Genomic DNA, 24,268 nt, shown 5'->3' with positions numbered 1-24,268 from the left:
AGAAGGCAATGAAAGCTCTGCTCGATCTATTCAAGCAAGTCCAACAAGAAGAAGTTTTTGACGCGATCAAGATCGGTCTGGCCTCGCCAGACAAGATCCGTTCGTGGTCGTTCGGTGAAGTGAAGAAGCCGGAAACCATCAACTACCGGACGTTCAAGCCGGAACGCGATGGTCTGTTCTGCGCGAAGATTTTCGGGCCGATCAAGGACTACGAATGCCTGTGCGGCAAGTACAAGCGCCTGAAGCACCGCGGCGTGATCTGCGAGAAGTGCGGCGTTGAAGTCACGCTGGCGAAGGTGCGTCGCGAACGGATGGGCCACATCGAACTGGCCTCGCCGGTTGCGCACATCTGGTTCCTGAAGTCGCTGCCGTCGCGTCTGGGCATGGTGCTCGACATGACGCTGCGCGACATCGAACGCGTGCTGTACTTCGAAGCATACGTGGTGATCGATCCGGGCATGACGCCGCTGAAAGCGCGGCAGATCATGACGGAAGAGGATTACTACAACAAGGTCGAAGAGTACGGTGACGAATTCCGTGCCGAAATGGGCGCGGAAGGCGTTCGCGAGCTGCTGCGCGCGATCAACATCGACGAACAGGTCGAAATGCTCCGTACCGAACTCAAGAACACGGGTTCGGAAGCGAAGATCAAGAAGTACGCGAAGCGCCTGAAAGTGCTCGAGGCATTCCAGCGTTCGGGCATCAAGCCTGACTGGATGGTGCTCGAAGTGCTGCCGGTGCTGCCGCCGGAACTGCGTCCGCTGGTGCCGCTGGATGGCGGCCGTTTCGCGACGTCGGACCTGAACGACCTGTATCGTCGCGTCATCAACCGTAACAACCGGTTGAAGCGTCTGCTCGAACTGAAGGCGCCTGAAATCATCGTCCGCAACGAAAAGCGGATGCTGCAGGAAGCCGTCGATTCGCTGCTCGACAACGGTCGTCGTGGCAAGGCCATGACGGGTGCGAACAAGCGTCCGCTGAAGTCGCTCGCCGACATGATCAAGGGTAAGGGCGGTCGTTTCCGTCAGAACCTTTTGGGTAAGCGCGTCGACTACTCGGGCCGTTCGGTCATCGTGGTCGGCCCGACGCTCAAGCTGCATCAGTGCGGTCTGCCGAAGCTGATGGCGCTCGAACTGTTCAAGCCGTTCATCTTCAACAAGCTGGAAGTGATGGGTGTCGCTACCACCATCAAGGCTGCGAAGAAGGAAGTCGAGAACCAGACGCCGGTGGTGTGGGACATTCTCGAAGAGGTCATTCGCGAACATCCGGTCATGCTGAACCGTGCGCCGACGCTTCACCGTCTGGGCATTCAGGCTTTCGAGCCGGTGCTGATCGAAGGTAAGGCGATCCAGCTGCACCCGCTCGTCTGCGCGGCGTTCAACGCCGACTTTGACGGTGACCAGATGGCTGTTCACGTTCCGCTGTCGCTCGAAGCGCAGATGGAAGCGCGCACGCTGATGCTGGCGTCGAACAACGTCCTGTTCCCGGCCAACGGCGATCCGTCCATCGTGCCGTCGCAGGATATCGTGCTCGGCCTGTATTACGCGACGCGTGAAGCGGTGAACGGCAAGGGCGAAGGCCTGACATTCACGGGCGTGTCGGAAGCGCTGCGTGCGTACGAGAACAAGGAAGTCGAGCTGGCCTCGCGCGTCAACGTGCGGATCACGGAAATGGTCCACAACGAAGACACGTCGGAAGGCGCACCGAAGTTCGTGCCGAAGATCACGCTGTATGCGACGACCGTCGGCCGTTCGATCCTGTCGGAAATCCTTCCGCCGGGACTGCCGTTCTCGGTGCTGAACAAGCCGCTGAAGAAGAAGGAAATCTCGCGCCTCATCAACACGGCATTCCGCAAGTGCGGTCTGCGCGAAACGGTGATTTTCGCCGACCAGTTGATGCAGTCGGGTTTCCGTCTGGCAACGCGTGCTGGTATCTCGATCTGCGTCGACGACATGCTCGTGCCGCCGCAGAAGGAAACCATCGTCGGCGACGCCGCAAAGAAGGTGAAGGAATACGACCGTCAGTACATGTCGGGTCTCGTCACCGCGCAGGAACGCTACAACAACGTGGTCGACATCTGGTCGGCAACGTCGGAAGCGGTCGGCAAGGCGATGATGGAGCAGCTGTCGACGGAACCGGTCACGGATCGCGACGGCAAGGAAACGCGCCAGGAATCGTTCAACTCGATCTACATGATGGCCGATTCGGGCGCTCGCGGCTCCGCAGTGCAGATTCGTCAGCTGGCCGGTATGCGTGGCCTGATGGCGAAGCCGGACGGCTCGATCATCGAGACGCCGATTACGGCGAACTTCCGTGAAGGCCTGAACGTGTTGCAGTACTTCATCTCGACCCACGGTGCACGTAAGGGTCTGGCTGATACGGCACTGAAGACGGCTAACTCGGGTTACCTGACGCGTCGTCTCGTCGACGTGACGCAGGATCTGGTCGTGGTCGAGGACGATTGCGGTACGTCGAACGGCGTCGCCATGAAGGCGCTGGTTGAAGGCGGTGAAGTCGTCGAAGCGCTGCGTGATCGTATTCTCGGTCGCGTTGCGGTGGCGGACGTCGTCAATCCGGAAACGCAGGAAACGCTGTACGAATCGGGCACGCTGCTCGACGAAGACTCGGTGGAAGAAATCGAACGCCTCGGCATCGATGAAGTGCGCGTGCGCACGCCGCTGACCTGCGAAACGCGTTACGGCCTGTGCGCAGCCTGCTACGGTCGCGACCTGGGTCGTGGCTCGTCGGTGAACGTCGGTGAAGCAGTCGGCGTGATCGCTGCTCAATCGATCGGTGAGCCGGGCACGCAGCTGACCATGCGTACGTTCCACATTGGTGGTGCGGCATCGCGTGCGGCGGTGGCTTCGTCGGTTGAAGCGAAGTCGAACGGTACGGTGCGTTTCACGGCGACGATGCGTTACGTCACCAACGCGAAGGGCGAGCAGATCGTCATCTCGCGTTCGGGCGAAGCAATGATCACTGACGACCACGGTCGTGAGCGTGAACGTCACAAGGTGCCGTACGGCGCCACGCTGTTGCAGCTCGACGGCGCGCAGATCAAGGCAGGCACGCAGCTGGCCACGTGGGATCCGCTGACGCGTCCGATCATCACCGAGTGGGGCGGTACGGTGAAGTTCGAAAACGTCGAGGAAGGCGTGACGGTCGCGAAGCAGATCGATGACGTGACCGGTCTTTCGACCCTGGTCGTGATCGACGTGAAGCGTCGTGGCTCGCAGGCTTCGAAGAGCGTGCGTCCGCAGGTGAAACTGCTCGATGCGAGCGGCGAGGAAGTCAAGATCCCGAACACCGAACACTCGGTGCAGATCGGCTTCCAGGTCGGCGCTCTGATCACCGTGAAGGACGGTCAGCAGGTGCAGGTCGGTGAAGTGCTCGCACGGATCCCGGTTGAATCGCAGAAGACGCGTGACATTACCGGTGGTCTGCCGCGTGTGGCCGAACTGTTCGAAGCGCGCTCGCCGAAGGACGCCGGCATTCTGGCGGAAGTCACGGGCACGACGTCGTTCGGCAAGGACACGAAGGGCAAGCAACGTCTCGTTATCACGGACCTCGAGGGCAACCAGCACGAGTTCCTGATCGCGAAGGAAAAGCAGGTTCTGGTGCACGATGGTCAGGTCGTCAACAAGGGCGAAATGATCGTCGACGGGCCGGCGGATCCGCACGACATCCTGCGTCTGCAGGGTATCGAGGCGCTGTCGCGTTACATCGTGGACGAAGTGCAGGACGTGTACCGTCTGCAGGGCGTGAAGATCAACGACAAGCACATTGAAGTGATTGTTCGTCAGATGCTGCGCCGTGTGCAGATTTCGGACAACGGCGATACGCGTTTCATCCCGGGCGAACAGGTTGAGCGGTCGGACATGCTCGACGAGAACGACCGGATGATCGCGGAAGACAAGCGTCCGGCAACGTACGAAAACGTGCTGCTCGGTATCACGAAGGCGTCGCTGTCGACCGATTCGTTCATCTCTGCGGCGTCGTTCCAGGAAACGACTCGCGTGCTGACCGAAGCGGCGATCATGGGCAAGCGCGACGATCTGCGCGGGCTGAAGGAAAACGTGATTGTCGGCCGTCTGATTCCGGCGGGTACCGGTCTCGCGTTCCACAAGGCACGCAAGAGCAAGGAACTGTCCGACCGCGAGCGTTTCGACCAGATCGCAGCGGAAGAGTCGTTCGAATTCGGTACGCCGGAAACCCCGGCAGCCGAACAGCAGCACTCAGGCGAATAAGTTCAGCGCGGCGCAAGCCGCCTGGGCTGTCAGCCTGCAAAGCCGTCCAGTTTCGACTGGGCGGCTTTTTTTTCGCGTGTATTCAGGGCTTTTGGGCCGGCCGGATGGCTAACGTTGCAACATCGATCGGGCGTAACCCGAATGCGTTGGTAAAATTCGTGTGCACGCCATCGCGCTGATTTTCTTCCTGTTTCTGTCTCTGTCTCCGCCCTATTAATCTGCCCTGTTAAATGTCCCGTTCGCTCGAAATTCTCAACGAAGTTTTTGGTTATCCCGCTTTTCGCGGGCAGCAGGGCGAGATCGTCGAACACGTCGCTGCGGGGGGCGATTCCCTGGTGTTGATGCCAACGGGCGGCGGCAAGTCGTTGTGTTACCAGATTCCTTCGCTCGTCAGGCGCGAGGCAGGTTTTGGCGCCGGCATCGTCGTGTCGCCCCTGATCGCACTGATGCAGGATCAGGTTGCCGCGCTGAAGGAGGTCGGCGTTCGCGCCGCGTATCTGAACTCCACGCTGTCCGGCGCCGAGGCGGCTGCGACCGAGCGCGCGCTGCGCGACGGCGAGATCGATCTGCTCTACGTCGCGCCGGAACGCCTGATGACACCTCGTTTTCTCGAATTGCTCGAGCGCTCACGCATCGGCCTTTTCGCGATTGACGAAGCGCATTGCGTATCGCAATGGGGTCACGATTTCCGGCCAGAATATATCCAGTTGTCGGTGTTGCACGAGCGCTTCCCGACGGTGCCGCGCATTGCCCTGACGGCAACCGCCGATGCGATCACCCGCGATGAAATCGTCCACAACCTCGCCCTCGACGACGCCCGCATCTTCGTGTCCAGTTTTGACCGGCCGAATATCCGTTATCGCATTGCCGAAAAGGACAACGCGCGCGCGCAATTGCTCGATTTCATCCGTGCCGAGCATTCGCGAGCGGACGGCACGACGGACGCCGGCGTCGTGTATTGCCTGTCGCGTCGGAAGGTCGAGGAAACTGCCGAATGGCTCAAGGGGCAGGGCGTGCGGGCGCTGCCGTATCACGCAGGGATGGAATTCGAGATACGGCAAAAGCATCAGGAGATGTTCCAGCGCGAAGAAGGAATCGTGATGTGCGCGACGATCGCATTCGGCATGGGTATCGATAAGCCGGACGTGCGTTTTGTCGCACACATGGATCTGCCGAAAAGCGTCGAAGGCTATTACCAGGAAACGGGCCGCGCGGGTCGCGATGGCATGCCCGCGAATGCGTGGATGGCGTACGGCCTTGGCGACGTCGTGCAGCAACGCAAGATGATCGATGAATCCGACGCGGACGAGGCCCACAAACGGGTGCAGACCGGCAAGCTCGATGCGTTGCTGGGGCTTTGCGAGACGGCGTCCTGCCGCCGCGTGCGGCTGCTCGCCTACTTCGGCGAATCCAGTCAGCCGTGTGGCAACTGCGATACCTGTATCGAACCGCCGGCATCATGGGATGCGACGCGCGAGGCGCAAATGGCGCTTTCGTGCGTGTTCCGGGCGCAACGCGCGAGCGGTTTTCATTTCGGAGCGGGTCATCTGATCGACATCCTGCGCGGTAACCGCAGTGAAAAGATCCTGCAGCGCGGCCACGAAAAGCTGAGTACGTTCGGGATTGGTGCGGCGCTATCGGAGCCCGAGTGGCGGGCGATTTTCCGGCAACTCGTCGCCTTTGGGTTCCTGACCGTGGACCATCAGGGCTATGGATCGCTTGTCCTCACCGAAGCAAGCAAGGCAGTGCTGAAGGGCGAGCAGCAGGTCACGTTGCGCCGCTACGTGAAACCGACGCGTACGCGTCAGTCGTCGGGACGCACCAGCGAGCGCGCCGATCCGACCCTCGGCATGGGGCCGCGAGAGCGTGCCCGCTGGGAGCGACTGCGCACGTGGCGTACGGAAACGGCAAAGAGCGATGGCGTGCCCGCCTACGTCATCTTCCACGATGCGACGCTCGCGGAAATTGCCCGCAGCAGCCCGGACACGATCGAGGATCTTCGTCATATTCCGGGCATGGGCGTACGCAAGCTCGACCGTTTTGGCGAAGAACTGCTCGAAGTCGTCGCTGCGGACTGACGCTTTGCGTCGCCGGCGCGGGCGCGGGACTTCGCAAGCTGTTGACTCCCTTAGCATTTTCGGAATATTATGCTAGGTTCCGGTTCTTGGAATGCCTGCACGCGGAGTCAATCTGCGCCATGGCATCAGGGTTTCGGAGTTCGATTCGCAATCGTTTCTGCTTTGCCCGGAAATGATTGCGTCGATTTTGTTCAATTTCAGGAATAAACAATGCCAACCATCAATCAACTGGTTCGCAAAGGCCGCGCTTCGGAAACTGTGAAGAGCAAGAGCCCGGCCTTGCAGGACTGCCCCCAGCGTCGCGGCGTGTGCACCCGTGTGTACACCACGACGCCGAAGAAGCCGAACTCGGCACTTCGTAAGGTCGCCAAGGTGCGCCTGACGAACGGCTTCGAAGTTATTTCGTACATCGGTGGTGAAGGCCACAACCTGCAGGAACACTCGGTCGTGCTGATTCGCGGCGGTCGTGTGAAGGACTTGCCGGGTGTGCGTTACCACATGGTTCGCGGCTCGCTGGATACCCAGGGCGTCAAGGATCGCAAGCAGGCTCGCTCGAAGTACGGTGCGAAGCGTGCCAAGGCTGGCAAGTAAGTAGCCGGTCGAGTAGTTTCAGGTCGCCTTAAAAGGCGGTAATAGCGGTGGTGCCGGATTCGCCGGTGCTGTCGAGTAAGTGGTCACCCGACCAGGCTGGTAAGTCGTTAGAGATGAATCGGGTTAGTTGGTGGCCGCGGGGCTCAGCAGAGCTCCAACTGAAAAAGTAAAGGAAGAAACATGCCGCGTCGTCGCGAAGTCCCCAAGCGGGAAGTGTTGCCGGATCCGAAGTTCGGTAACGTAGATGTAGCCAAGTTCATGAACGTGCTGATGCTGTCCGGCAAGAAGTCGGTTGCTGAGCGCATCGTGTACGGCGCTTTTGAACAGATCCAGACCAAGGGTGGCAAGGACCCGCTGGAAGTGTTCACGGTAGCGCTCAACAACGTGAAGCCGGTGGTCGAAGTGAAGAGCCGTCGCGTTGGTGGTGCGAACTATCAGGTTCCGGTCGAAGTGCGTCCGTCGCGTCGTATGGCATTGGCGATGCGTTGGCTGCGTGAGGCTGCGAAGAAGCGCAGCGAGAAGTCGATGGCCCTGCGTCTGGCAGGTGAACTTTCCGAAGCGGCAGAAGGCCGTGGCGGCGCGATGAAGAAGCGCGACGAAGTTCACCGGATGGCAGAAGCCAACAAGGCGTTCTCGCATTTCCGTTTCTAAGCTTCCCGACCCCGGGTTAGCAGGAAAAGCGGAAAGAAATTCCGGGCGGGTGCGCTTACAAAGCGCCTCGCCCGTTTGTGTTACAGCGCGATGGGTATTTTCTCGCATCGCGTTATCCCAATAGAGGATCAAAGTGGCTCGCAAGACACCTATCGAGCGCTACCGCAACATCGGTATTAGCGCTCACATCGACGCCGGCAAAACGACGACGACCGAGCGCATCCTGTTCTACACCGGCGTGAACCACAAGATTGGTGAAGTGCACGACGGCGCAGCAACCATGGACTGGATGGAGCAGGAGCAGGAACGCGGCATCACGATTACGTCGGCTGCTACGACCGCCTTCTGGAAAGGCATGGCAGGCGATCGCGCCGAGCACCGTATCAACATCATCGACACCCCGGGTCACGTTGACTTCACGATTGAAGTTGAGCGCTCGATGCGCGTGCTCGACGGCGCATGCATGGTTTACTGCGCTGTGGGTGGCGTGCAGCCCCAGTCGGAAACGGTGTGGCGTCAGGCTAACAAGTACAAGGTTCCCCGTCTCGCGTTCATCAACAAGATGGACCGTACCGGCGCGAACTTCTTCAAGGTCTACGACCAGCTCAAGCTGCGTCTGAAGGCAAACCCGGTTCCGGTCGTGGTGCCTATCGGCGCTGAAGAAACGTTCACGGGCGTGGTCGATCTGCTGAAGATGAAAGCGATCATTTGGGACGAAGCGTCCCAGGGCACGAAGTTCTCGTACGAAGAAATCCCGGCAGAGCTCGTCGACACGTGCAATGAATGGCGCGAGAAGATGGTCGAAGCAGCGGCCGAATCGAACGAAGAAATGATGAACAAGTACCTCGAGTCGGGTGAACTGACCGAAGACGAAATCATCAAGGGTCTTCGCGACCGTACGATCGCCTGCGAAATCCAGCCGATGCTGTGCGGTACCGCGTTCAAGAACAAGGGCGTGCAACGGATGCTGGACGCCGTGCTCGACTTCCTGCCGTCGCCGATCGATATTCCGCCGGTTACGGGCGAACTCGAAAACGGTGAAAAGGCTGAGCGTCGCGCAGCTGACGACGAGAAGTTCTCGTCGCTCGCGTTCAAGATCATGACCGACCCGTTTGTCGGCCAGCTGATCTTCTTCCGTGTGTACTCGGGCACGACGAAGTCGGGCGACACGCTGCTGAACGCGACCAAGGACAAGAAGGAACGTCTCGGTCGTATTCTGCTGATGCACGCAAACCAGCGCGAAGAAATCAAGGAAGTGCACGCGGGCGATATCGCCGCTGCAGTTGGCCTGAAAGACGCGACGACGGGCGACACGCTGTGCGATCCGGCACACCCGATCGTGCTCGAACGCATGATTTTCCCGGAGCCGGTGATTTCGCAGGCTGTTGAGCCGAAGACGAAGCCGGACCAGGAAAAGATGGGTCTGGCGCTGAACCGCCTGGCTCAGGAAGATCCGTCGTTCCGCGTTCAAACAGACGAAGAATCGGGTCAAACCATTATTTCGGGCATGGGCGAGCTCCACCTGGAAATTCTGGTCGACCGGATGAAGCGTGAGTTCGGCGTCGAAGCAACGGTTGGCAAGCCGCAGGTTGCGTATCGTGAAACGATCCGCGGCAAGGCGGAAGACGTTGACGGCAAGTTCGTCAAGCAGTCGGGTGGTCGCGGCCAGTACGGTCACGCGGTCATTACGCTTGAGCCGAATGAGCAGGGCAAGGGTTACGAGTTCCTGGACGAAATCAAGGGTGGCGTGATTCCGCGTGAATACATCCCGGCAGTCGACAAGGGTATCCAGGAAACGCTGAAGGCCGGCGTGCTGGCAGGCTTCCCGGTCGTTGACGTGAAGGTTCACCTGACGTTCGGTTCGTACCACGACGTTGACTCGAACGAAAACGCATTCCGCATGGCCGGTTCGATGGCGTTCAAGGAAGCAATGCGCAAGGCCCAGCCGGTCATCCTCGAACCGATGATGGCCGTCGAAGTCGAAACGCCGGAAGACTACATGGGCAACGTGATGGGTGACCTGTCGGGTCGTCGTGGCATTGTTCAGGGCATGGATGACATGGTTGGCGGCGGCAAGATCGTTCGCGCCGAAGTGCCGCTGTCGGAAATGTTCGGCTACTCGACGTCGCTGCGTTCGCTGACCCAGGGTCGTGCAACGTATACGATGGAGTTCAAGCACTACGCCGAAGCACCGCGCAACGTGTCGGAAGCGATCATCAACGCGAAGTCGAAGTAATCGCGCGGCAAGTCATTCAACGATCAACTTTTTTGAAAGAAGAGAAACATGGCTAAAGGTAAATTCGAACGGACCAAGCCGCACGTGAACGTCGGCACGATCGGTCACGTTGACCACGGCAAGACCACGCTGACGGCAGCGATCACGACGGTGCTGACCAAGAAGTTTGGCGGCGAAGCGAAGGCATACGACCAGATCGATGCGGCGCCGGAAGAAAAGGCGCGTGGTATCACGATCAACACGGCGCACGTTGAGTACGAAACGGCGAACCGCCACTACGCACACGTCGACTGCCCGGGCCACGCTGACTATGTGAAGAACATGATCACGGGCGCAGCGCAGATGGACGGCGCGATCCTGGTGTGCTCGGCCGCTGACGGCCCGATGCCGCAAACGCGTGAGCACATCCTGCTGGCGCGTCAGGTTGGCGTTCCGTACATCATCGTGTTCCTGAACAAGTGCGACATGGTGGACGACGCCGAGCTGCTGGAGCTGGTCGAAATGGAAGTGCGCGAGCTTCTGTCGAAGTACGACTTCCCGGGCGACGACACGCCGATCATCAAGGGTTCGGCCAAGCTGGCGCTGGAAGGCGACACGGGCGAGCTGGGCGAAGTGGCGATCATGAACCTGGCCGACGCGCTGGACACGTACATCCCGACGCCGGAGCGCGCGGTGGATGGCGCGTTCCTGATGCCGGTGGAAGACGTGTTCTCGATCTCGGGTCGCGGCACGGTGGTGACGGGTCGCGTTGAGCGCGGCGTCGTGAAGGTCGGCGAAGAAATCGAAATCGTCGGTATCAAGCCGACGGTGAAGACGACGTGCACGGGCGTGGAAATGTTCCGCAAGCTGCTCGACCAGGGTCAGGCAGGCGACAACGTGGGCATCCTGCTGCGCGGCACGAAGCGTGAAGACGTGGAGCGTGGCCAGGTGCTGGCCAAGCCGGGTTCGATCAACCCGCACACGCATTTCACGGCTGAAGTGTACGTGCTGAGCAAGGACGAAGGCGGCCGTCATACGCCGTTCTTCAACAACTACCGTCCGCAGTTCTACTTCCGTACGACGGACGTGACGGGCTCGATCGAGCTGCCGAAGGACAAGGAAATGGTCATGCCGGGCGACAACGTGTCGATCACGGTGAAGCTGATCAACCCGATCGCGATGGAAGAAGGCCTGCGCTTCGCCATCCGTGAAGGTGGCCGTACCGTCGGCGCCGGTGTCGTTGCAAAGATCCTCGAGTAAAATCGAGGGTTTGCAGTCGTAGTAGATGTGGTGCCCGGAGCCGGGCGCCCGCCCGCGGTGGGTGTCCGGCTCTACGCTCTTTTATTGTCTGGCGGCGCAAAGCTGCCTCGCTCTTTTTAAGGAATCGTCATGCAGAACCAGAAAATCCGCATTCGCCTGAAGGCCTTCGACTATCGTCTGATCGATCAATCGGCAGCTGAAATCGTCGATACGGCCAAGCGGACTGGCGCCATCGTTCGTGGTCCGGTGCCGCTGCCGACCCGCATCCAGCGTTTCGACATCCTGCGTTCGCCGCACGTCAACAAGACATCGCGTGATCAGCTCGAAATCCGTACGCACCAGCGCCTGATGGACATCGTCGATCCGACGGACAAGACGGTTGACGCGCTGATGAAGCTCGACCTGCCGGCTGGCGTGGACGTTGAGATCAAGCTGCAATAAGGCTTTCGGGCGGCGTCCGGTACGTCGGACGATGCTAAGTCATTGATTGCTTGCAGAAAACGAAAAGCCTCGCTATAATGCAAGGCTTTTCGCGCATTTGCGCAAAAAAGCCGGTGCGGTTCAATTCGAAAAACACCGGCATTTTGTAAATTAGCCCCGACCAATCGCAGTCGGGAATGGAGAAAACGATGAGCCTTGGACTCGTAGGTCGCAAGGTTGGCATGACCCGTATCTTCACGGCTGACGGGGATTCAATTCCCGTAACCGTGCTGGACGTGTCCGACAACCGCGTGACGCAGATCAAGACTGTTGAAACCGACGGCTACACCGCCGTTCAGGTTGCATTCGGTACCCGCCGTGCATCGCGTGTAACGAAGCCGCTGGCAGGTCACCTTGCCAAAGCAGGCGTCGAAGCCGGTGAAGTCCTCAAAGAATTCAAGATCGATGCCACCAAGGCTGCCGAGCTGTCGAACGGCACCGTGGTCGGTCCCGACCTCTTCGAAGTGGGCCAGAAAGTCGACGTGCAAGGCGTGTCGATTGGTAAGGGCTACGCCGGTACCATCAAGCGTTACAACTTCGCATCTGGCCGTGCATCGCACGGTAACTCGCGCTCGCACAACGTGCCGGGTTCGATCGGTATGGCGCAGGATCCGGGTCGTGTTTTCCCGGGTAAGCGCATGACCGGTCACATGGGTGACGACACTGTAACCGTGCAGAACCTCGAAATCGCTCGTATCGACGCTGACCGCAAGCTGTTGCTGGTCAAGGGCGCCGTTCCGGGTGCGAAGGGCGGCAAGGTATTCGTGACGCCGGCTGTGAAGACGCGCGCCGTGAAAGGAGCGAAATAATGGAACTTAAGCTCCTGAATGCCAATGGTCAGGAAGGCGCAGCTGTTAGCGCGTCGGACGTCGTGTTCGGCCGTGACTACAACGAAGCCCTGATTCACCAGGTCGTGGTGGCCTACCAGGCGAATGCCCGTAGCGGCAACCGCGCGCAGAAGGATCGTGAGCAGGTCAAGCACACGACCAAGAAGCCGTGGCGCCAGAAGGGTACGGGCCGCGCTCGTGCCGGTATGTCGTCGAGCCCGTTGTGGCGCGGCGGTGGCCGTATCTTCCCGAATTCGCCGGAAGAAAACTTTTCGCACAAGGTTAACAAGAAGATGCATCGCGCAGGTCTCTGCTCGATCTTCTCGCAGCTGGCCCGCGAAGGCCGCATCTCGGTGGTTGACGAGCTGACGCTCGAAGCGCCGAAGACGAAGCTGCTGGCCGAAAAATTCAAGGCGATGGGTCTCGACTCCGTGCTGGTGATTACCGACACGGTTGACGAAAACCTGTACCTCGCGTCGCGCAACCTCGCCCACGTGGCAGTTGTCGAGCCGCGTTACGCCGACCCGCTCTCGCTGATCTACTTCAAGAAGATCCTGATCACGAAGGCTGCGGTCGCCCAGATCGAGGAGTTGCTGTCATGAGCGAGATTCGCAAGAACGATCATCGTTTGATGCAGGTTCTGCTCGCGCCGGTGATCTCCGAAAAGGCGACGCTGGTGGCCGACAAGAACGAGCAGGTTGTGTTCGAAGTTGCGCCGGATGCTACGAAGCAGGAAGTCAAGGCTGCTGTCGAGCTGCTGTTCAAGGTGGAAGTCGATTCCGTCAACGTGCTGGTCGCGAAGGGCAAGGCAAAGCGCTTTGGTCGCTTCATGGGCAAGCGCAAGGACGTGAAGAAGGCGTACGTCTGCCTGAAGCCGGGTCAGGAAATCAACTTTGAAGCGGAGGCCAAGTAATCATGGCAATCGTTAAAGTTAAGCCGACTTCGCCGGGCCGCCGCGCGATGGTCAAGGTGGTCAACAAGGATCTGCATAAGGGCAAGCCGTACGCACCGCTGCTCGATTCGCAGAGCGTGACCGCCGGCCGTAACAACAACGGCCACATCACCACGCGCCATAAGGGCGGTGGTCACAAGCAACAATATCGTATCGTCGATTTCCGTCGCAATAAGGACGGTATTCCGGCGAAGGTCGAACGTCTTGAGTACGATCCGAACCGTAGCGCAAACATCGCGCTGGTTCTGTACGCAGACGGCGAGCGCAAATACATCATCGCGCCGAAGGGTGTGACGGTTGGCCAGCAACTGATGTCGGGTTCGGAAGCTCCGATCCGCGCCGGTAACACGCTGCCGATCCGTAACATTCCGGTTGGTACGACGATTCACTGCATCGAAATGCTGCCGGGCAAGGGCGCGCAAATGGCGCGTTCGGCTGGTACATCGGCGATGCTGCTGGCTCGTGAAGGCATCTACGCACAGGTCCGCCTGCGCTCAGGTGAAATCCGCCGCGTTCACGTTGAATGCCGCGCGACGATTGGTGAAGTTGGCAATGAAGAGCACAGCCTCCGTCAAATCGGTAAGGCTGGCGCGAACCGCTGGCGCGGTATCCGCCCGACGGTGCGTGGCGTTGCAATGAACCCGGTCGATCACCCGCACGGTGGTGGTGAAGGCAAGACGGCTGCAGGTCGCGATCCGGTGAGCCCGTGGGGCACGCCGACGAAGGGTTATCGTACCCGCAGCAACAAGCGCACGACGAGCATGATCGTCCAGCGCCGTCACAAGCGCTAAGGAGTAAGCAATGGCACGTTCTGTAAAAAAAGGTCCGTTCTGCGACGCCCATTTGCTGAAGAAAGTCGAGTCGGCAGCTGCTGCGCGTGACAAGAAGCCGATCAAAACCTGGTCGCGTCGTTCGACGATTCTTCCGGATTTCATCGGTCTGACGATTGCCGTGCACAACGGCCGTCAACACGTTCCGGTGTACATCTCGGAAAACATGGTCGGCCACAAGCTTGGCGAGTTCGCACTGACCCGGACGTTTAAGGGTCACGCGGCCGACAAGAAGGCCAAGAAATAAGGGGTATCAAGATGGAAGTGAAAGCAATTCATCGCGGTGCCCGCATCTCGGCGCAGAAAACGCGCCTTGTGGCTGACCAGATCCGCGGTTTGCCGGTCGACAAGGCGCTGAACGTTCTGACGTTCTCGCCGAAGAAGGCTGCGGGAATCGTGAAAAAGGTCGTGCTGTCGGCGATCGCGAATGCGGAGCACAACGAAGGCGCCGATATCGATGAGCTCAAGATTACGAGCATCTACATCGACAAGGCCGCCTCTCTCAAGCGTTTTACTGCGCGCGCTAAAGGCCGCGGTAATCGCATCGAGAAGCAATCCTGTCACATCACTGTGACGGTCGGGAATTAAGGGGTCATACGATGGGACAAAAAATTCATCCGACTGGCTTCCGTTTGGCCGTCAGCCGTAATTGGGCGTCGCGTTGGTACGCGAACAACACCAATTTCGCGGCGATGTTGCAGGAAGACATCGGTGTTCGTGAATACCTGAAGAAGAAGCTGAAGAACGCTTCGGTTGGTCGCGTCGTTATCGAGCGTCCGGCGAAAAACGCGCGCATCACGATTTATAGCTCGCGTCCGGGTGTGGTCATCGGCAAGAAGGGCGAGGATATCGAACTGCTGAAGTCGGAACTGCAACGCCGCATGGGCGTTCCGGTCCACGTCAACATCGAAGAAATCCGCAAGCCGGAAACCGATGCGCAACTGATCGCGGATTCGATTACGCAACAGCTCGAGCGCCGGATCATGTTCCGCCGCGCGATGAAGCGTGCGATGCAAAACGCCATGCGTCTGGGTGCCCAGGGCATCAAGATCATGAGCGCTGGCCGCCTGAATGGTATCGAAATCGCCCGTACGGAATGGTATCGCGAAGGTCGCGTGCCCCTTCATACGCTGCGCGCTGACATCGACTACGCAACGTCGGAAGCGAAGACCACGTACGGCATCATTGGCGTCAAGGTGTGGGTCTACAAGGGCGACACGCTTGGTCGTAACGATGCTCCGGTGGTTGAAGAAGTCGCCGAAGAAAAGCGCCCGCGCCGTAACGCACGTCCGGGTGGCGATCGCCGTCCGCGTCGCGATGGTGAAGGTGGTGGCCCGGCAGGTGCACGCCGTGGCGCTCCTCGTCGTGCTGGCGGTGCCGGCGGCGACGGGAAGACTGGAGAATAACGATGCTGCAACCGAAACGCAGAAAGTATCGCAAAGAGCAGAAAGGTCGTAACACCGGTATCGCAACCCGCGGCAACGCGGTGTCGTTCGGTGAGTTCGGTCTGAAGGCTATCGGTCGTGGTCGTTTGACCGCGCGCCAGATTGAAGCGGCGCGTCGTGCAATGACGCGTCACATCAAGCGTGGTGGCCGCATCTGGATCCGTATCTTCCCGGACAAGCCGATCTCGCACAAGCCGGCGGAAGTACGTATGGGTAACGGTAAAGGTAACCCTGAGTACTACGTCGCGGAGATTCAGCCGGGCAAGATGCTGTACGAAATGGACGGCGTAACCGAAGAGTTGGCACGCGAAGCGTTCCGTCTGGCTGCAGCGAAGCTGCCGCTCAAGACGACCGTTATCGTTCGTCAGCTCGGCGCCTAAGGAGTAGATGATGAAGGCTTCCGAACTTCACCAGAAAGATCAGGCCGCGCTCAACAAGGAGCTGTCGGACCTGTTGAAGGCGCAATTCGGCCTGCGCATGCAACTCGCGACCCAGCAGCTCACGAACACGAGCCAGCTGAAGAAAGTTCGTCGCGATATCGCTCGTGTGCGGACCGTCCTGACTGAGAAGGCGAACCAGAAATGAACGATAGCGTAAAAACCTCGCTCAAGCGGACGCTGGTCGGCAAGGTCGTCAGCAACAAGATGGACAAGACGGTCACCGTGCTGGTCGAGCACCGCGTGAAGCACCCGATCTATGGCAAGTACGTCGTGCGCTCGAAGAAGTACCACGCACACGACGACGCGAACACGTACAACGAGGGTGACCTCGTTGAAATCCAGGAGACCCGTCCGATTTCGAAGACGAAGGCTTGGACCGTGGCTCGCCTGATTGAGGCTGCTCGCGTCATCTGACGCCGCAAGTTGTAGAAGTAGTTGAAATCGCAGTAAGTTTCGCTTGCAAGACCGAGATTATTTGTTATAATCTCGGTCTTCCCTCTTTTATGGGAGCCCCGTCGCGGGCGAAGTTGGTGGGGGAAGCGGTACGGGCGCCAGTCTGTTCCGAATGATTCACCGGATTGCGATGGCGGGTTTCGTTTGCCGTCGCTGCTGTTCTAACCCAAGCAGCCGATTGGCTGACGGGACCAAGACTGACCGGGTGCGCCATGGTGGTGCGACCGGATTAAGTTGGGAAAGATAAACCATGATCCAGACCGAAACTCGGCTTGAAGTGGCCGACAACACAGGTGCGCGTGAAGTCATGTGCATCAAGGTGCTCGGCGGCTCGAAGCGTCGTTATGCCAGCATTGGCGACATCATCAAGGTGACCGTCAAAGAAGCAACGCCGCGCGGGCGCGTGAAGAAAGGCGAAATTTATAACGCCGTGGTGGTTCGCACCGCCAAGGGCGTGCGTCGTCAAGACGGCTCGCTGATCAAGTTCGACGGCAACGCAGCTGTGCTGTTGAATGCCAAGCTCGAGCCCATTGGCACCCGTATTTTCGGGCCTGTCACGCGCGAGTTGCGCAGCGAACGATTCATGAAGATCGTTTCGCTGGCACCTGAAGTGCTGTAAGGAGTCGCGATGAACAAGATTCGCAAAGGTGACGAAGTTATCGTCATCACCGGCAAAGATAAAGGCAAGCGCGGCGTCGTGCTGTCCGTTGACGAAGGCAAAGTGATTGTCGAGGGTATCAACCTCGTCAAGAAGCACGTCAAGCCGAACCCGATGAAGGGTACGACGGGCGGCGTGGAAGCCAAGACGATGCCGCTGCAAATTTCGAACGTCGCATTGGTCGACGCGAATGGCAAGGCGTCCCGTGTAGGCATCAAGGTCGATGGAGACAAGAAGGTCCGTTTCCTCAAGACGACCGGTGCTGAGCTGAGCGCCTGACGCTGCGGAGTAAAAAATGGCTCGTTTGCAAGAATTTTACAAAGAGAAGGTTGTACCCGGCCTCGTCGAGAAGTTCGGTTACAAATCCGTGATGGAAGTGCCGCGCATCACCAAGATCACCCTGAACATGGGTGTGGGTGAAGCGATTGCGGACAAGAAAGTCATCGAGAACGCCATTGGCGACCTGACGAAGATTGCTGGCCAGAAGCCGGTGATCACGAAGGCACGCAAGGCAATCGCTGGCTTCAAGATCCGCCAGGGCTATCCGATCGGTGCAATGGTCACGTTGCGTGGTCAGGCAATGTACGAATTTCTGGACCGTTTCGTGACGGTCGCGCTCCCCCGTGTGCGTGACTTCCGTGGCGTGTCGGGTCGTGCGTTCGATGGTCGCGGCAACTACAACATCGGTGTGAAAGAGCAGATCATTTTCCCCGAAATCGACTACGACAAAATCGACGCGCTGCGTGGGCTGAACATCAGCATCACGACGACTGCGAAGACCGACGACGAAGCAAAGGCTCTGCTCGCCAGCTTCAAGTTCCCGTTCAGAAACTGAGGTTACCGTGGCTAAACTGGCACTGATCGAACGTGAAAAGAAGCGTGCACGCCTCGCAGCCAAGTTCGCTCCCAAGCGCGCTGAGCTGAAGGCAGTCATCGACGACCAAAGCAAGTCGGATGAAGAGCGTTATGCAGCCCGTCTGGAACTGCAGCAACTGCCGCGCAACTCTAACCCGACCCGTAAGCGCAACCGTTGCGCGATCACTGGTCGTCCGCGCGGTACGTTCCGTAAATTCGGGCTGGCGCGTAACAAGATTCGCGAAATCGCGTTCCGCGGCGAGATCCCTGGCCTGACCAAGGCGAGCTGGTAATAGGAGAAACGTAAATGAGCATGAGTGATCCTATCGCCGATATGCTGACTCGCATCCGCAATGCGCAGATGGTTGAGAAAGTTTCGGTGACAATGCCCTCGTCAAAAGTGAAGGTTGCGATTGCGCAGGTCCTGAAGGACGAAGGTTATATCGATGATTTTGCAGTGAAGGCTGAAGGTGCGAAATCTGAATTGAACATCGCGTTGAAGTACTACGCGGGCCGTCCGGTTATCGAGCGCCTTGAACGCGTTTCGAAGCCTGGTCTGCGTGTATATCGCGGTCGTAACGACATCCCGACGGTCATGAATGGCCTTGGCGTGGCAATCGTGTCGACGCCGAAGGGCGTGATGACGGACCGCAAGGCGCGCGCTACGGGCGTTGGCGGCGAAGTCATCTGCTACGTCGCTTAAGGCCGAAAGGAGAGGAAACATGTCTCGAGTAGGTAAAAGCCCGATCGCGCTGCAAGGCGCAGAAGTGGCCCTGAGCGACGAACGTATTACCGTCAAGGGTCCGCTGGGCACGATTACGCAAGCTGCAAATCGCCTCGTGAAAGTGGTGAACGACAACGGCACGCTGAAGTTCGAGCCGGTTGACGAAAGCCGTGAAGCGAATGCGATGTCGGGCACGATGCGCGCACTGGTTGCGAACATGGTGAACGGCGTGACGAAGGGTTTCGAGCGCAAGCTGACGCTGGTTGGCGTCGGTTACCGCGCACAGGCGCAAGGCGACAAGCTGAATCTGTCGCTGGGTTTCTCGCACCCGGTGGTGCACCAGATGCCGGAAGGCGTGAAGGCTGAAACCCCGTCGCAAACCGAAATCGTGATCAAGGGGATCAACAAACAACAAGTTGGCCAGGTCGCTGCAGAAGTGCGCGGCTATCGTCCGCCGGAGCCCTACAAGGGCAAGGGTGTGCGTTACGCCAACGAGGTTGTGATCCTCAAAGAAACGAAGAAGAAGTAAGGGTGCGCAATCATGGATAAGACTCAATCTCGCCTGCGCCGCGCTCGTCAGACGCGTATCAAGATCGCTGAGCTGCAGGTCGCGCGTCTCGCCGTGCATCGCACGAACACGCACATCTATGCACAAGTGTTCTCGCCGTGCGGCACCAAGGTGCTCGCCAGCGCGTCGACGCTCGAAGCCGAAGTGCGTGCGCAACTGGCTGACCAGTCCGGCAAAGGTGGCAACGTCGCCGCTGCTACGCTGATCGGCAAGCGCATTGCAGAAAAGGCTAAGGCTGCCGGCATCGAATCCGTCGCCTTCGACCGTTCGGGTTTCCGTTACCACGGCCGCGTGAAAGCGCTGGCTGATGCGGCGCGCGAAGCCGGACTCAAGTTCTAAGGGAAGAATTCGTCATGGCAAAGATGCAAGCGAAAGTTCAGGCTGACGAACGCGACGACGGCCTTCGTGAAAAGATGATTTCGGTCAACCGCGTGACCAAGGTGGTGAAGGGTGGCCGTATTCTCGGCTTCGCCGCACTCACCGTTGTTGGCGACGGCGATGGCCGCATCGGCATGGGCAAGGGCAAAGCGAAGGAAGTTCCGGTTGCTGTTCAAAAGGCAATGGAACAGGCTCGCCGCAACATGTTCAAGGTGCCGCTCAAGAATGGTACGTTGCAGCACGAAGTGCACGGTAAGCACGGCGCATCCGCAGTCCTCCTCGCTCCGGCGAAGGATGGTACGGGCGTGATCGCTGGCGGCCCGATGCGCGCAGTGTTCGACGTGATGGGCGTGCAAAATGTGGTGGCCAAGAGCCACGGTTCGACGAACCCTTACAACCTCGTCCGTGCGACGCTCGACGGCCTGCGCAAGCAGTCCACCCCGGGCGATATCGCGGCGAAGCGTGGTAAGTCCGTCGAAGATATTTTGGGCTAAGCCAGGTGGTCACCATGTCTGAAAAAACTGTCAAGGTTCAGCTCGTCAAGAGCCTGATCGGGACCCGCGAAACGCACCGTGCAACGGTACGTGGTCTGGGCCTGCGCCGACTCAACTCGGTTAGCGAGCTGCAGGACACGCCGGCTGTGCGCGGCATGATCAACAAGGTTTCGTACCTCGTTAAGGTCATCAGCTAAGCGGCTGACCAGGACTCAAGGAGTTGATAATGGAATTGAATAACCTGAAGCCGGCAGAAGGCTCGAAGCACGCAAAGCGTCGCGTCGGTCGTGGTATCGGCTCTGGACTCGGCAAGACCGCAGGTCGCGGTCACAAGGGTCAGAAGTCGCGTTCGGGCGGCTTTCACAAGGTTGGCTTCGAAGGCGGTCAAATGCCTCTGCAACGTCGCCTGCCGAAGCGTGGCTTCACCTCGCTGACGAAGGAATTCGTTGGTGAAGTGCGTCTCTCGGATCTGGAAAAGCTGCCGGTCGACGAAATCGATCTGCTGGCTCTGAAGCAAGCCGGCCTGGTCGGCGAGCTGATCAAGAGCGCCAAGATCATCGCGACGGGCGAGCTGAAGCGCAAGATCGTTGTGAAGGGTCTGGGTGCGACGAAGGGTGCACGTGCTGCTATCGAAGCAGCAGGTGGCTCTTTTGCCGAGTAACGTGCAAGTCGATTGCCGTCACTAGCATTTGCATCGGAGAAGGTACTTGGCTAACAGCCCGAGTCTCGCAAAGCCCGGTCGAAGCGCGGCGAAGTTTGGCGATCTGCGTCGGCGAGCAGTATTTTTGCTGCTGGCGCTGATCGTCTACCGTATCGGCGCGCACATTCCGGTGCCGGGTATCGACCCGGACCAACTGGCAAAGCTGTTTCAGAGCCAGTCGGGCGGCATCCTTGGCATGTTTAACATGTTCTCGGGTGGCGCACTCTCGCGGTTCACGATTTTCGCGCTGGGGATCATGCCGTACATTTCGGCGTCGATCATCATGCAGTTGCTGGCGATTGTTTCGCCGCAACTCGAAGCGTTGAAGAAAGAGGGACAGGCGGGGCAGCGGAAAATTACGCAGTACACGCGGGTCTTTACCGTACTGCTTGCTACTTTCCAGGCGTTCGGCATTGCCGTAGCGCTTGAAAATCAGCCGGCACTCGTCATCGATCCGGGTATGGTGTTCCGCCTCACGACGGTTGTGACGCTGGTGACCGGTACGATGTTCCTGATGTGGCTGGGTGAGCAGATCACGGAGCGCGGACTGGGTAACGGCATCTCGATCATCATTTTCGGCGGTATTGCAGCGGGTTTCCCGAATGCAATCGGTGGTCTGTTCTCGCTGGTGCAAACCGGCTCGATGGGCCCGGTGTCGGCGATTATCGTCGTCGCGCTGATTGCTGCTGTGACGTATCTGGTGGTGTTCATCGAACGCGGCCAGCGCAAGATTCTTGTGAACTACGCGAAGCGGCAGGTGGGCAACAAGATTTACGGCGGCCAGTCTTCGCATTTGCCGCTGAAGCTGAACATGTCGGGTGTGATTCCGCCGATCTTCGCGTCGTCGATCATTCTCTTCCCGGCAACCATCCTGAACTGGTTCAGTTCGGGGTCGCGTACCAGCTGGTTTGGCGACACGCTGCATAACGTGGCTGAGGCGCTCAAACCGGGTCAACCGGTGTACGTGTTGTTGTACGCGTTGGCGATCGTGTTCTTCTGCTTCTTTTACACCGCATTGGTGTTCAACAGCAGGGAAACGGCCGACAACCTGAAGAAAAGCGGCGCTTTCGTTCCGGGTATCCGTCCGGGCGATCAGACGGCTCGATATATCGACCGCATCCTCACGCGTTTGACGCTGGCCGGTGCGATCTACATTGTGTTCGTCTGTCTGCTGCCTGAGTTTCTGGTACTGCGCTGGAATGTGCCGTTTTATTTCGGTGGAACGTCGCTGCTGATCATTGTCGTCGTCACAATGGACTTCATGGCGCAGGTGCAGTCGTACGTTATGTCGCAACAGTATGAATCGCTGCTGAAGAAAGCCAATTTCAAAGGCGGCGGCGTCCCGATGCGTTGAAAGGACTTATGGCCAAAGACGATGTAATCCAGATGCAGGGTGAGGTTATCGAAAACCTGCCTAACGCTACCTTCAGGGTAAAGCTGGAAAACGGCCATGTCGTATTGGGACACATATCCGGCAAGATGCGGATGCACTACATCCGAATCCTGCCGGGCGACAAGGTGACGGTTGAATTGACGCCTTACGATCTGTCGCGTGCGCGGATCGTGTTCCGGGCGAAGTGATTTGAAAAAAGGGTAATATCATGAAAGTGATGGCATCGGTTAAGCGCATTTGCCGCAATTGCAAGATCATCAAGCGCAAGGGCGTTGTGCGCGTGATTTGCAGCTCTGATCCGCGCCACAAACAGCGTCAAGGCTGAACGCCGCGCTTTTGCTTGCGCTTTTTGTTTGAGGAAAAACAATGGCTCGTATCGCAGGGGTTAACATCCCGAATCACCAGCATACTGAAATCGGCCTCACGGCAATTTACGGTATCGGCCGCACGCGCTCGCGCGACATTTGCGTCGCTGCTGGTGTGGCATTTTCGAAGAAGGTCAAGGACCTGAACGACGCAGACCTCGAAAAGCTGCGTGAAGAAGTCGGCAAGTTCATCGTTGAAGGCGATCTTCGCCGTGAAACGACGATGAACATCAAGCGCCTGATGGATCTCGGCTGCTACCGTGGCGTGCGTCACCGCAAGGGCTTGCCCCTGCGTGGCCAGCGCACGCGTACGAATGCCCGTACGCGCAAGGGTCCGCGTCGTGCAGCGCAATCGCTGAAGAAGTAAGCGGAACTGACAGTTACAGGAAAACGTAATGGCTAAGGCTTCGAACAACTCCGCGGCGCAACGCGTTCGCAAGAAGGTCAAGAAGAACGTCGCCGAGGGCGTGGTTCACGTTCACGCGTCGTTCAACAATACCATCATCACGATCACCGATCGTCAAGGCAACGCGCTTGCCTGGGCGACGTCGGGTGGCCAGGGTTTCAAGGGCTCGCGTAAGTCGACGCCGTTTGCAGCTCAGGTTGCAGCTGAGTCGGCTGGTCGCGTGGCGATGGAATACGGCGTAAAGAACCTCGAAGTGCGGATCAAGGGCCCCGGTCCTGGCCGTGAGTCCGCGGTGCGCGCGCTGCATGGTCTTGGTATCAAGATCACCGCGATCTCCGACGTGACGCCGGTCCCGCACAACGGCTGCCGTCCGCCGAAGCGTCGTCGTATCTAAGACGCCGTTTTGCTAGCGCTCGTTGACGCCTCGTGCGCCGACGGGCTGCTTGCGTTATTGAATTGACTAAGCCCACCGTTCGACCCAAAGGGTTCGGACTAGCGTGAATCCAGATTCACGTGATCAATCAGAGAAGGAATCAACGTGGCACGTTATATCGGCCCCAAGGCCAAGCTCTCCCGCCGTGAAGGCACTGACCTCTTCCTGAAGAGCGCACGTCGTTCGCTCGCTGACAAGTGCAAGCTTGACAGCAAGCCGGGCCAACATGGCCGCACGTCGGGTGCACGTACGTCCGATTACGGCACGCAGCTGCGCGAAAAGCAAAAAGTAAAGCGCATCTACGGCGTCCTCGAACGCCAGTTCCGCCGTTACTTCGCTGAAGCTGACCGTCTCAAGGGCAATACGGGTGAAAACCTGCTGCAACTGCTCGAGTCGCGTCTCGACAACGTCGTGTATCGCATGGGCTTCGGCTCGACGCGCGCTGAAGCACGTCAACTGGTCGGCCACAAGGCAATCACGGTGAACGGCGTTGTGACCAACATCCCGTCGCTGCAAGTGAAGGCAGGCGATGTGGTGGCGGTTCGCGAACAGGCCAAGAAGCAGGCTCGTATTCTCGAAGCGCTGTCGCTGGCCGAGCAAGGCGGTCTGCCGAGCTGGGTTGCTGTCGACTCGAAGAAATTCGAAGGCACGTTCAAGCAGAAGCCGGAACGCAGCGACATCGCTGGCGATATCAACGAAAGCCTGATCGTCGAATTGTATTCGCGGTAATCGGATTGACGGCCGGGGCACCCTGATTGCGTTACGCAAGGGGGCGTCCCGGCTGTTTATTTTCAGGTTGTTACCGGTCAGCCTTATCGGTGTAAC

General features: G+C 58.9%; 33 protein-coding genes. All 33 read left to right on the top strand.

Annotation, left to right across the window (positions count from 1 at the left end):
• Positions 1 to 8 precede the first annotated feature (8 nt).
• The 33 genes from rpoC (at position 9) to rpsD (ending at position 24,172) form a co-directional block, all read left to right on the top strand.
• Positions 9 to 4,247: a DNA-directed RNA polymerase subunit beta' gene (gene rpoC / locus LPA36_RS24970; protein ID WP_228882673.1), complete on the top strand. Its 4,239-nt coding sequence runs from the start codon at positions 9 to 11 to the stop codon at positions 4,245 to 4,247.
• 230 nt (positions 4,248 to 4,477) lie between these two features.
• Positions 4,478 to 6,325, top strand: a complete 1,848-nt coding sequence (gene recQ, locus LPA36_RS24965) for a DNA helicase RecQ (protein WP_228882672.1) — start codon at positions 4,478 to 4,480, stop codon at positions 6,323 to 6,325.
• A 210-nt stretch (positions 6,326 to 6,535) separates the two neighbouring features.
• Entirely contained in the window at positions 6,536 to 6,916 is a 381-nt protein-coding gene (gene rpsL, locus LPA36_RS24960) for a 30S ribosomal protein S12 (RefSeq protein WP_035935550.1), read from the top strand.
• A 180-nt stretch (positions 6,917 to 7,096) separates the two neighbouring features.
• A complete protein-coding gene (gene rpsG / locus LPA36_RS24955; RefSeq protein ID WP_006053291.1) occupies positions 7,097 to 7,567 on the top strand; it encodes a 30S ribosomal protein S7 in 471 nt (156 codons plus the stop codon).
• Positions 7,568 to 7,700: 133 nt separating this feature from the next.
• A complete protein-coding gene (gene fusA, locus LPA36_RS24950; protein ID WP_228882671.1) occupies positions 7,701 to 9,803 on the top strand; it encodes an elongation factor G in 2,103 nt (700 codons plus the stop codon).
• Between the two features lie 48 nt (positions 9,804 to 9,851).
• On the top strand, positions 9,852 to 11,042 hold the full coding sequence (gene tuf, locus LPA36_RS24945) for an elongation factor Tu (protein ID WP_063497539.1): 1,191 nt from the start codon (positions 9,852 to 9,854) through the stop codon (positions 11,040 to 11,042).
• 129 nt (positions 11,043 to 11,171) lie between these two features.
• Positions 11,172 to 11,483, top strand: coding sequence for a 30S ribosomal protein S10 (gene rpsJ / locus LPA36_RS24940; protein ID WP_006998489.1), 312 nt, complete (start codon positions 11,172 to 11,174; stop codon positions 11,481 to 11,483).
• A 188-nt stretch (positions 11,484 to 11,671) separates the two neighbouring features.
• On the top strand, positions 11,672 to 12,331 hold the full coding sequence (rplC, locus tag LPA36_RS24935) for a 50S ribosomal protein L3 (protein WP_228882670.1): 660 nt from the start codon (positions 11,672 to 11,674) through the stop codon (positions 12,329 to 12,331).
• Positions 12,331 to 12,951 carry a 50S ribosomal protein L4 gene (gene rplD, locus LPA36_RS24930; protein ID WP_090537177.1) on the top strand — a complete coding sequence of 207 codons (621 nt, stop codon included), beginning with the start codon at positions 12,331 to 12,333 and terminating at the stop codon, positions 12,949 to 12,951. The genes rplC and rplD overlap by 1 nt, the downstream gene beginning before the upstream one ends.
• On the top strand, positions 12,948 to 13,262 hold the full coding sequence (rplW, locus tag LPA36_RS24925) for a 50S ribosomal protein L23 (protein WP_090537179.1): 315 nt from the start codon (positions 12,948 to 12,950) through the stop codon (positions 13,260 to 13,262). Before rplD ends, rplW begins: the two co-directional genes overlap by 4 nt.
• Positions 13,263 to 13,264: 2 nt before the next feature.
• Complete coding sequence (gene rplB, locus LPA36_RS24920) at positions 13,265 to 14,092, top strand: 50S ribosomal protein L2 (RefSeq protein ID WP_228882669.1); 828 nt, start codon at positions 13,265 to 13,267, stop codon at positions 14,090 to 14,092.
• A 10-nt stretch (positions 14,093 to 14,102) separates the two neighbouring features.
• A complete protein-coding gene (rpsS, locus tag LPA36_RS24915) occupies positions 14,103 to 14,378 on the top strand; it encodes a 30S ribosomal protein S19 (protein WP_054036552.1) in 276 nt (91 codons plus the stop codon).
• An 11-nt stretch (positions 14,379 to 14,389) separates the two neighbouring features.
• Complete coding sequence (rplV, locus tag LPA36_RS24910) at positions 14,390 to 14,719, top strand: 50S ribosomal protein L22 (RefSeq protein WP_011490054.1); 330 nt, start codon at positions 14,390 to 14,392, stop codon at positions 14,717 to 14,719.
• Between the two features lie 11 nt (positions 14,720 to 14,730).
• The gene (gene rpsC, locus LPA36_RS24905) at positions 14,731 to 15,537 is read left to right on the top strand and encodes a 30S ribosomal protein S3 (protein ID WP_228882661.1); all 807 of its coding nucleotides are present in this window, start codon (positions 14,731 to 14,733) and stop codon (positions 15,535 to 15,537) included.
• Between the two features lie 2 nt (positions 15,538 to 15,539).
• The gene (rplP, locus tag LPA36_RS24900) at positions 15,540 to 15,956 is read left to right on the top strand and encodes a 50S ribosomal protein L16 (protein ID WP_228882659.1); all 417 of its coding nucleotides are present in this window, start codon (positions 15,540 to 15,542) and stop codon (positions 15,954 to 15,956) included.
• A gap of 10 nt (positions 15,957 to 15,966) precedes the next feature.
• A complete protein-coding gene (rpmC, locus tag LPA36_RS24895; RefSeq protein ID WP_007180130.1) occupies positions 15,967 to 16,161 on the top strand; it encodes a 50S ribosomal protein L29 in 195 nt (64 codons plus the stop codon).
• Positions 16,158 to 16,430 (top strand): 30S ribosomal protein S17, encoded by a 273-nt coding sequence (gene rpsQ, locus LPA36_RS24890; protein ID WP_228882652.1) that lies wholly within the window; start codon positions 16,158 to 16,160, stop codon positions 16,428 to 16,430. Before rpmC ends, rpsQ begins: the two co-directional genes overlap by 4 nt.
• 289 nt (positions 16,431 to 16,719) lie before the next feature.
• On the top strand, positions 16,720 to 17,088 hold the full coding sequence (gene rplN, locus LPA36_RS24885; protein ID WP_006052212.1) for a 50S ribosomal protein L14: 369 nt from the start codon (positions 16,720 to 16,722) through the stop codon (positions 17,086 to 17,088).
• A 9-nt stretch (positions 17,089 to 17,097) separates the two neighbouring features.
• A complete protein-coding gene (rplX, locus tag LPA36_RS24880) occupies positions 17,098 to 17,406 on the top strand; it encodes a 50S ribosomal protein L24 (RefSeq protein ID WP_228882649.1) in 309 nt (102 codons plus the stop codon).
• 16 nt (positions 17,407 to 17,422) lie between these two features.
• Entirely contained in the window at positions 17,423 to 17,962 is a 540-nt protein-coding gene (gene rplE, locus LPA36_RS24875; protein WP_090537192.1) for a 50S ribosomal protein L5, read from the top strand.
• A 7-nt stretch (positions 17,963 to 17,969) separates the two neighbouring features.
• On the top strand, positions 17,970 to 18,275 hold the full coding sequence (rpsN, locus tag LPA36_RS24870) for a 30S ribosomal protein S14 (RefSeq protein ID WP_133661207.1): 306 nt from the start codon (positions 17,970 to 17,972) through the stop codon (positions 18,273 to 18,275).
• Positions 18,276 to 18,289: 14 nt separating this feature from the next.
• Positions 18,290 to 18,685 (top strand): 30S ribosomal protein S8, encoded by a 396-nt coding sequence (gene rpsH, locus LPA36_RS24865; protein WP_090537196.1) that lies wholly within the window; start codon positions 18,290 to 18,292, stop codon positions 18,683 to 18,685.
• Between the two features lie 19 nt (positions 18,686 to 18,704).
• Positions 18,705 to 19,235: a 50S ribosomal protein L6 gene (gene rplF / locus LPA36_RS24860; protein ID WP_228882647.1), complete on the top strand. Its 531-nt coding sequence runs from the start codon at positions 18,705 to 18,707 to the stop codon at positions 19,233 to 19,235.
• A gap of 12 nt (positions 19,236 to 19,247) precedes the next feature.
• Complete coding sequence (rplR, locus tag LPA36_RS24855; RefSeq protein ID WP_008923336.1) at positions 19,248 to 19,613, top strand: 50S ribosomal protein L18; 366 nt, start codon at positions 19,248 to 19,250, stop codon at positions 19,611 to 19,613.
• A gap of 14 nt (positions 19,614 to 19,627) precedes the next feature.
• The gene (rpsE, locus tag LPA36_RS24850; RefSeq protein WP_007180127.1) at positions 19,628 to 20,146 is read left to right on the top strand and encodes a 30S ribosomal protein S5; all 519 of its coding nucleotides are present in this window, start codon (positions 19,628 to 19,630) and stop codon (positions 20,144 to 20,146) included.
• A gap of 14 nt (positions 20,147 to 20,160) precedes the next feature.
• Complete coding sequence (rpmD, locus tag LPA36_RS24845) at positions 20,161 to 20,343, top strand: 50S ribosomal protein L30 (RefSeq protein WP_006052220.1); 183 nt, start codon at positions 20,161 to 20,163, stop codon at positions 20,341 to 20,343.
• 29 nt (positions 20,344 to 20,372) lie between these two features.
• The gene (gene rplO / locus LPA36_RS24840; protein WP_074301421.1) at positions 20,373 to 20,807 is read left to right on the top strand and encodes a 50S ribosomal protein L15; all 435 of its coding nucleotides are present in this window, start codon (positions 20,373 to 20,375) and stop codon (positions 20,805 to 20,807) included.
• A gap of 46 nt (positions 20,808 to 20,853) precedes the next feature.
• On the top strand, positions 20,854 to 22,200 hold the full coding sequence (secY, locus tag LPA36_RS24835; RefSeq protein WP_228882645.1) for a preprotein translocase subunit SecY: 1,347 nt from the start codon (positions 20,854 to 20,856) through the stop codon (positions 22,198 to 22,200).
• Between the two features lie 8 nt (positions 22,201 to 22,208).
• Positions 22,209 to 22,427 (top strand): translation initiation factor IF-1, encoded by a 219-nt coding sequence (gene infA / locus LPA36_RS24830; RefSeq protein WP_004521905.1) that lies wholly within the window; start codon positions 22,209 to 22,211, stop codon positions 22,425 to 22,427.
• 20 nt (positions 22,428 to 22,447) lie between these two features.
• Entirely contained in the window at positions 22,448 to 22,564 is a 117-nt protein-coding gene (rpmJ, locus tag LPA36_RS24825) for a 50S ribosomal protein L36 (protein ID WP_004199844.1), read from the top strand.
• A gap of 41 nt (positions 22,565 to 22,605) precedes the next feature.
• Positions 22,606 to 22,971: a 30S ribosomal protein S13 gene (rpsM, locus tag LPA36_RS24820; RefSeq protein WP_006052223.1), complete on the top strand. Its 366-nt coding sequence runs from the start codon at positions 22,606 to 22,608 to the stop codon at positions 22,969 to 22,971.
• A 28-nt stretch (positions 22,972 to 22,999) separates the two neighbouring features.
• On the top strand, positions 23,000 to 23,404 hold the full coding sequence (gene rpsK / locus LPA36_RS24815) for a 30S ribosomal protein S11 (RefSeq protein WP_006052224.1): 405 nt from the start codon (positions 23,000 to 23,002) through the stop codon (positions 23,402 to 23,404).
• Positions 23,405 to 23,548: 144 nt separating this feature from the next.
• Complete coding sequence (gene rpsD / locus LPA36_RS24810; RefSeq protein WP_228882643.1) at positions 23,549 to 24,172, top strand: 30S ribosomal protein S4; 624 nt, start codon at positions 23,549 to 23,551, stop codon at positions 24,170 to 24,172.
• Positions 24,173 to 24,268 lie beyond the last annotated feature (96 nt).

The sequence above is a fragment of the Paraburkholderia saeva genome (genome assembly GCF_907164555.1).
Lineage (GTDB): Bacteria > Pseudomonadota > Gammaproteobacteria > Burkholderiales > Burkholderiaceae > Paraburkholderia > Paraburkholderia saeva.
This window is presented reverse-complemented; position numbering and strand designations above follow the sequence as displayed.

What these genes read in the sequence shown, in the direction of transcription:
- rplV (WP_011490054.1), top strand. Translation starts at nt 14,390, where the DNA reads ATGGAAGTGAAAGCAATTCATCGCGGTGCCCGCATCTCGGCGCAGAAA.
- rpsL (WP_035935550.1), top strand. Translation starts at nt 6,536, where the DNA reads ATGCCAACCATCAATCAACTGGTTCGCAAAGGCCGCGCTTCGGAAACT.
- rpsC (WP_228882661.1), top strand. Translation starts at nt 14,731, where the DNA reads ATGGGACAAAAAATTCATCCGACTGGCTTCCGTTTGGCCGTCAGCCGT.
- rpsJ (WP_006998489.1), top strand. Translation starts at nt 11,172, where the DNA reads ATGCAGAACCAGAAAATCCGCATTCGCCTGAAGGCCTTCGACTATCGT.
- rplW (WP_090537179.1), top strand. Translation starts at nt 12,948, where the DNA reads ATGAGCGAGATTCGCAAGAACGATCATCGTTTGATGCAGGTTCTGCTC.
- rpmC (WP_007180130.1), top strand. Translation starts at nt 15,967, where the DNA reads ATGAAGGCTTCCGAACTTCACCAGAAAGATCAGGCCGCGCTCAACAAG.
- rplF (WP_228882647.1), top strand. Translation starts at nt 18,705, where the DNA reads ATGTCTCGAGTAGGTAAAAGCCCGATCGCGCTGCAAGGCGCAGAAGTG.
- rpsG (WP_006053291.1), top strand. Translation starts at nt 7,097, where the DNA reads ATGCCGCGTCGTCGCGAAGTCCCCAAGCGGGAAGTGTTGCCGGATCCG.
- rpsK (WP_006052224.1), top strand. Translation starts at nt 23,000, where the DNA reads ATGGCTAAGGCTTCGAACAACTCCGCGGCGCAACGCGTTCGCAAGAAG.
- rplR (WP_008923336.1), top strand. Translation starts at nt 19,248, where the DNA reads ATGGATAAGACTCAATCTCGCCTGCGCCGCGCTCGTCAGACGCGTATC.
- rpsH (WP_090537196.1), top strand. Translation starts at nt 18,290, where the DNA reads ATGAGCATGAGTGATCCTATCGCCGATATGCTGACTCGCATCCGCAAT.
- rplC (WP_228882670.1), top strand. Translation starts at nt 11,672, where the DNA reads ATGAGCCTTGGACTCGTAGGTCGCAAGGTTGGCATGACCCGTATCTTC.
- infA (WP_004521905.1), top strand. Translation starts at nt 22,209, where the DNA reads ATGGCCAAAGACGATGTAATCCAGATGCAGGGTGAGGTTATCGAAAAC.
- rplP (WP_228882659.1), top strand. Translation starts at nt 15,540, where the DNA reads ATGCTGCAACCGAAACGCAGAAAGTATCGCAAAGAGCAGAAAGGTCGT.
- rpsM (WP_006052223.1), top strand. Translation starts at nt 22,606, where the DNA reads ATGGCTCGTATCGCAGGGGTTAACATCCCGAATCACCAGCATACTGAA.
- rpsQ (WP_228882652.1), top strand. Translation starts at nt 16,158, where the DNA reads ATGAACGATAGCGTAAAAACCTCGCTCAAGCGGACGCTGGTCGGCAAG.
- tuf (WP_063497539.1), top strand. Translation starts at nt 9,852, where the DNA reads ATGGCTAAAGGTAAATTCGAACGGACCAAGCCGCACGTGAACGTCGGC.
- rpmJ (WP_004199844.1), top strand. Translation starts at nt 22,448, where the DNA reads ATGAAAGTGATGGCATCGGTTAAGCGCATTTGCCGCAATTGCAAGATC.
- rplE (WP_090537192.1), top strand. Translation starts at nt 17,423, where the DNA reads ATGGCTCGTTTGCAAGAATTTTACAAAGAGAAGGTTGTACCCGGCCTC.
- rpmD (WP_006052220.1), top strand. Translation starts at nt 20,161, where the DNA reads ATGTCTGAAAAAACTGTCAAGGTTCAGCTCGTCAAGAGCCTGATCGGG.
- rpsS (WP_054036552.1), top strand. Translation starts at nt 14,103, where the DNA reads ATGGCACGTTCTGTAAAAAAAGGTCCGTTCTGCGACGCCCATTTGCTG.
- rplO (WP_074301421.1), top strand. Translation starts at nt 20,373, where the DNA reads ATGGAATTGAATAACCTGAAGCCGGCAGAAGGCTCGAAGCACGCAAAG.
- rplX (WP_228882649.1), top strand. Translation starts at nt 17,098, where the DNA reads ATGAACAAGATTCGCAAAGGTGACGAAGTTATCGTCATCACCGGCAAA.
- rpsE (WP_007180127.1), top strand. Translation starts at nt 19,628, where the DNA reads ATGGCAAAGATGCAAGCGAAAGTTCAGGCTGACGAACGCGACGACGGC.
- rplD (WP_090537177.1), top strand. Translation starts at nt 12,331, where the DNA reads ATGGAACTTAAGCTCCTGAATGCCAATGGTCAGGAAGGCGCAGCTGTT.
- rpoC (WP_228882673.1), top strand. Translation starts at nt 9, where the DNA reads ATGAAAGCTCTGCTCGATCTATTCAAGCAAGTCCAACAAGAAGAAGTT.
- rplB (WP_228882669.1), top strand. Translation starts at nt 13,265, where the DNA reads ATGGCAATCGTTAAAGTTAAGCCGACTTCGCCGGGCCGCCGCGCGATG.
- recQ (WP_228882672.1), top strand. Translation starts at nt 4,478, where the DNA reads ATGTCCCGTTCGCTCGAAATTCTCAACGAAGTTTTTGGTTATCCCGCT.
- rplN (WP_006052212.1), top strand. Translation starts at nt 16,720, where the DNA reads ATGATCCAGACCGAAACTCGGCTTGAAGTGGCCGACAACACAGGTGCG.